2 protein-coding genes and 2 tRNA genes are annotated in these 6098 nt (G+C 43.9%); 3 read left to right on the top strand and 1 reads right to left on the bottom strand.

Going from position 1 to position 6098, the window contains the following annotated elements:
• Positions 1-166 precede the first annotated feature (166 nt).
• Positions 167-243 (top strand) — tRNA-Asp (locus L1D11_RS02575).
• A 60-nt stretch (positions 244-303) separates the two neighbouring features.
• A tRNA-Trp gene (locus L1D11_RS02570) sits at positions 304-380 on the top strand.
• A gap of 526 nt (positions 381-906) precedes the next feature.
• Here the strand turns inward: L1D11_RS02570 and L1D11_RS02565 are convergent.
• A complete protein-coding gene (locus tag L1D11_RS02565; RefSeq protein WP_239834008.1) occupies positions 907-2187 on the bottom strand; it encodes a sodium:proton antiporter in 1281 nt (426 codons plus the stop codon).
• A gap of 168 nt (positions 2188-2355) precedes the next feature.
• On the opposite strand from L1D11_RS02565, the gene metH reads away from it, so the two are divergent.
• Complete coding sequence (gene metH / locus L1D11_RS02560) at positions 2356-6033, top strand: methionine synthase (protein ID WP_239834009.1); 3678 nt, start codon at positions 2356-2358, stop codon at positions 6031-6033.
• Positions 6034-6098: the final 65 nt, after the last annotated feature.

Genomic DNA, 6098 nt, shown 5'->3' with positions numbered 1-6098 from the left:
ATTCCATGCCGAACTCAGAAGTGAAACACAATAGCGCCGATGGTAGTGTGGGGCTTCCCCATGTGAGAGTAGGACATCGCCAGGCTTCAAATTTATTTTCACTTTTCAAAAGTGAAGACAAAAAGTGTAATGAACGACTTGTCAGCGACGACAAGTAGTCCACTGCGGAGTGGTAGTTCAGTTGGTTAGAATACCGGCCTGTCACGCCGGGGGTCGCGGGTTCGAGTCCCGTCCACTCCGCCACTTATTCGAATACCTCGCCTAGTGCGAGGTTTTTTCGAATATGAAGCAATAAAAAGTTTTAGGGGTGTAGCTCCAATTGGCAGAGCAGCGGATTCCAAATCCGCGTGTTGGGAGTTCGAATCTCTCCACCCCTGCCATATATAAGGCTCTAGCAGAAATGCTAGAGCCTTTTTTATTTTTGTCATCTTTAAAAGTAACGCTAGAAGTACCAAGTGTTCCCTTAGCTAGTTCTATCGACTCACCTTTTGACCGCCTGTTTAGTCCAGCCCTGTCGTATTTAAAGACTTAGTTCCAAACTAAAGCTTTCTGTTCAATACTCAGCTAGGTCCGCAGTTTCTGCTAATAACTAAAGAGTGAGCAATTGGGTTGATTAACCAGTGCGTAGAAGAACGAGTTCTTTTCATCGCCTTACTTTATCGCTGTTCATCATGTTGGCTGCAGCATGGTGAAGCATCATTTGCTTTCGCTTTGGTTCAGGCCAAATCTGAATTCCCCATTAAGCTTTGATTACTCTAATTATTGCTTATCAAATGTCGAGATACGATCGATGTGTTACATAGACCTTTCAGCTAGAGCTTCAGTTAGGAAATTGGTGAATCTGACTTTCATCAGGTATAAAAAAGGCTACCTAAATTAGGCAGCCTGGTTTAATTTTTAGAGATGTTAATCGAGCTCTTTCTCAGCTTGCTTGGCTTTTTCTATCATAGGAGTGATTGTTGAGCCTTGAACTAAGATTGAGAACACAACAACCGCGTATGTCATGACAAGGATTATCTCTTTAACATCTATTGCCTTGTCTTCTATTACCCAGATACTTGAAGGGATTGAAAGTGCCATGGCTAGAGCTAAACCTCCACGCAAGCCACCCCAAGTTAAAATCTTAATCGACCACGGGTTGTAAGTTCTAAAGCGCTTAAATCCAATGTACGACAGGAAAACACTTAGGTAGCGTGCACTCAATACGAGAGGAACTGCGAATGCCATTAAGATCCAGTCTTCTTGGTGGAATTTGAATAGCAGCATCGACATACCAATCAATAAGAACAATACGCCATTTAAAAACTCATCTACTAGCTCCCAGAAGTGGTCTAGGTGATCTTCACTCTCTTTTGAGAAGCCGATAAAGCGAGTCCAATTACCAATCATGATACCTGATACCACCATCGCTAATGGTCCTGATACATGAAGGACTTCTGCAAAAGCATAACCTGCAGTTGGCACACCTATTGTTAACAGTAGTTCCATTGAGTGGTCATTAGTGTTGCTGATTAAGTAGTGGAATATAAGCCCCAAAGCAAAGCCATAAACGATGCCGCCAATTGCCTCTTGGACAAATAGTATGGTCACACTGCCCACTGTCGGTGTTTCTGTGCCAAACGCAATGGTAAATAGAGTGACGAAGATTACCAAGCCAAAGCCATCGTTAAAGAGAGACTCGCCTTCAATCTGGGTTGAGATTCGTTTCGGTGCATCGAGTTTCTTCACAATAGCTAAAACGGCGATTGGGTCGGTAGGCGAGATAAGAGAACCGAACAGTAAGCAGTAAATGAGATCGAATTGAATGCCGATGAACTGACAGAAACCATAAAGAACAAAACCAATAAAGAAGGTCGAGAATAGAGTCGCACCGAGTGCAAGGACTGTGATTTCCCACTTTTGGTCTTTTAGGTTTGGTAGTTTTATCCCTAAGCCGCCAGCGAATAGTAAGAAGCCTAATATCCCTTTAAGTAGGAAGTCTTCAAAATTGATACTAGCAACCGTTTCAGACGCAATGTCGGCCAACTGAAACCAGTTGTTTTGGCCTGCAATGATAATTAAAAGAGACAGCATCATTGAGCCTGCTGTGATGGCGATGGTTGTTTGCATTTTACCAATTTTGCTATTAACAAAAGCAATGAGCATGGCTGCAGCAGACAAGAAGCATAAGGTGTAATAGACCGACATTGGGGTACCAACATGTAACAAAGTATGAATGTGAATTTTCGTTGTCTCATGCTCAAATAGCAAACACTTTTTGTCAGGACTCGGTAATCAATTTCCTCTTTTAGACGTCTAGACTCCTTTTTAATGTGTGATAGGATGGAAGCATAATTAAAGGAATGAGGTTGTACCGTGGGAAGTAATGTAAGGCAAAAGATTGACGCTCTGTTAAAGCAACGAATTTTACTGATTGATGGTGGTATGGGTACCATGATTCAGGATTATAAATTGGAAGAGCAAGACTATCGTGGTGAACGCTTTGCGGATTGGCATAGTGACTTAAAGGGTAACAATGACCTTTTGGTGCTTACACAACCTAAGCTTGTCAAAGATATTCATTCGCAATACTTGGAAGCTGGGGCTGACATCCTTGAAACCAATACTTTTAACGCTACAACCATTGCTATGGCCGACTACGATATGGAAAGCCTTAGTGAAGAAATTAACTTTGCCGCAGCCAAGCTAGCACGTGAAGCAGCTGACGAATGGACAGCAAAGACCCCTGACAAACCTCGTTTTGTTGCAGGCGTATTAGGCCCAACAAACCGTACTTGTTCTATCTCTCCAGATGTTAATGATCCGGGTTATCGTAATGTGAGGTTTGATGAATTAGTCGAGGCATACTCTGAATCGACTCGTGCGCTGATAAAAGGTGGCTCAGACCTTATTCTTATCGAAACCATCTTCGATACGTTAAACGCGAAAGCTTGTGCTTTTGCAGTCGAATCTGTTTTCGAAGAAGTGGGTATTACTCTTCCTGTGATGATCTCCGGTACCATCACTGATGCATCAGGTCGTACACTCTCAGGACAGACGACAGAAGCATTCTACAACGCCCTTCGTCATGTAAAACCTATCTCATTTGGATTGAACTGTGCATTAGGCCCTGATGAACTGAGAGAGTACGTCGGTGAGATGTCTCGTATCTCAGAGTGTAATGTTTCTGCTCACCCTAATGCGGGTTTACCTAATGCATTTGGTGAGTATGACCTTTCTCCTGAAGATATGGCTGAACATGTTAAGGAATGGGCTGAAAGTGGCTTCTTGAACTTGATTGGTGGTTGTTGTGGTACTACGCCAGAGCACATTCGCCAAATGGCAGAAGCGGTTGAAGGCGTAACCCCTCGTCAGTTACCTGACCTACCTGTGTCATGTCGTTTATCCGGTTTAGAACCTCTGACCATTGCTAAAGAGTCTTTGTTTGTAAACGTAGGTGAGCGTACTAACGTTACTGGTTCTGCACGCTTCAAACGCTTGATTAAAGAAGAGCTTTACGACGAAGCATTGAGCGTTGCTCGTGAGCAAGTAGAAAACGGTGCACAAATCATTGATATCAACATGGATGAAGGGATGCTAGACGCTGAGGCGTGCATGGTTAAATTCCTTAATCTATGTGCCTCCGAGCCAGAGATCTCGAAAGTGCCAGTCATGGTTGACTCTTCAAAATGGGAAGTTATCGAAGCAGGTCTGAAATGTATTCAAGGCAAAGGTATCGTTAACTCTATCTCATTGAAGGAAGGGAAAGAGAAGTTTGTCGAGCAAGCTAAATTAGTTCGTCGTTATGGTGCAGCTGTGATTGTAATGGCGTTTGATGAAGTCGGCCAAGCCGATACTCGAGAGCGTAAAGTTGAGATCTGTACCAATGCCTACAACATTCTTGTTGATGAAGTCGGTTTCCCACCTGAAGATATTATTTTTGACCCGAACATTTTCGCGGTTGCGACTGGTATTGAAGAGCATAACAACTATGCGGTTGATTTCATCGAAGCGGTAGGAGATATCAAACGCGACCTACCTCACGCGATGATCTCTGGTGGTGTATCGAACGTGTCGTTCTCATTCCGAGGCAATAACTATGTCCGTGAGGCAATCCATGCTGTATTCCTATATCACTGCTTTAAAAATGGTATGGATATGGGCATCGTAAACGCTGGTCAGTTGGAAATTTACGATAACGTACCAGAAGATCTGCGTGATGCAGTTGAAGATGTGGTACTTAACCGTCGTGATGACTCTACGGAACGCTTGCTTGATATGGCAACCGAGTATCTAGAACGAGCTGTTGGTAAAGTTGAAGATAAATCAGCACTCGAGTGGCGTACTTGGCCTGTCGAGAAGCGTTTAGAACACTCTTTAGTGAAAGGAATTACCGACTTTATTATTGAGGATACTGAAGAAGCGCGTGTCAATTCCGCTCGTCCAATTGAGGTGATAGAAGGCCCGTTAATGGACGGCATGAACGTGGTTGGCGATTTGTTTGGTGAAGGTAAGATGTTCCTCCCTCAAGTTGTTAAATCAGCTCGTGTAATGAAGCAAGCTGTAGCCCACTTAGAGCCGTTCATTAATGCATCCAAAGAAGTCGGAGCGAGTAACGGTAAGATTCTTCTCGCGACGGTGAAGGGTGATGTTCACGATATTGGCAAAAACATTGTGGGCGTTGTCTTGCAGTGTAATAACTACGAAATTATCGATTTAGGCGTGATGGTTTCATGTGAAAAAATCCTTAAGGTCGCTAAAGAAGAGAATGTCGACATTATTGGTTTGTCGGGTCTGATTACCCCTTCTCTTGATGAAATGGTACACGTTGCCAAAGAGATGGAGAGACAAGGCTTTAAGCTGCCTCTTCTTATTGGCGGAGCAACGACATCTAAAGCACACACTGCGGTTAAGATTGAGCAGAACTACTCTGAGCCAGTTGTTTATGTCAATAACGCATCTCGCGCTGTAGGCGTTTGTACTTCACTACTCTCTGATGAATTGAAACCTGCTTTCGTTGAGAAGTTGAACATCGATTATGATCGAGTTAGAGACCAACACAATCGTAAAAAACCTCGTACCAAGCCAGTCACACTTGAGAAAGCTCGTGCCAATAAAGTTGCTATCGATTGGGATGCCTACACTCCCCCTGCACCCGCTAAGCCGGGAGTACATATTTTCAGTGATTTTGATGTAGCGACTTTGCGTCAGTACATCGACTGGACTCCGTTCTTTATGACATGGTCATTAGTTGGTAAGTACCCAGCAATCCTTGATCACGAAGAGGTGGGGGATGAAGCTAAACGACTATTCAAAGATGCCAACGATTTGTTGGATCGCGTAGAGAAAGAGAAGTTACTTGAAGCTCGTGGTATGTGTGCCATGTTCCCTGCGAACAGTGTGGGTGATGATATCGAGGTGTATACCGATGAATCCCGTACAGAAGTGCTGAAGGTTCTGCATAATCTTCGCCAGCAAACCGAGAAGCCAAAAGGTTTTAACTACTGCTTGTCAGATTACATTGCTCCAAAAGACAGCGGTAAAGCTGACTGGATTGGTGGCTTTGCGGTTACTGGCGGTATTGGTGAGCGAGAGCTTGCTGATGAATATAAAGCTAATGGTGATGACTACAATGCGATCATGATTCAGGCGGTTGCGGACCGTTTGGCTGAAGCGTTTGCAGAATATTTACACAAAGAAGTGAGAAAGGACATTTGGGGTTACTCGCCTGATGAGGATTTGTCTAACGACGATTTGATTCGAGAGAAGTACCAAGGTATTCGTCCAGCTCCGGGTTACCCTGCTTGCCCAGAACATACAGAGAAAGGCACGTTGTGGGAGTTGATGGACGTTGAAAAAGCCATCGACATGTCACTAACCACGAGTTACGCAATGTGGCCAGGTGCCTCAGTGTCGGGTATGTACTTCTCGCATCCTGATTCGCGATATTTTGCGATTGCACAGATTCAACAGGATCAAGTAGAAAGCTATGCTGATCGTAAGGGCTGGGATATGTTGGAAGCTGAGAAGTGGTTAGGTCCAAACATTAACTAGTTTGAATCTATGACGAGCTTTGGTTCGTAAAATAAAAAAAAAGAAAGGGTTGCTCAAGAGCAACC

Origin of the sequence: Vibrio sp. Isolate32, from assembly GCF_022397955.1 — a bacterium.
GTDB lineage: Bacteria > Pseudomonadota > Gammaproteobacteria > Enterobacterales > Vibrionaceae > Vibrio.
Note: the sequence above shows the minus strand (reverse complement) of the source record. Positions and strands in the feature narration are given on the sequence as shown.

What these genes read in the sequence shown, in the direction of transcription:
- L1D11_RS02565 (WP_239834008.1), bottom strand. Translation starts at nt 2,187, where the DNA reads ATGTCGGTCTATTACACCTTATGCTTCTTGTCTGCTGCAGCCATGCTC.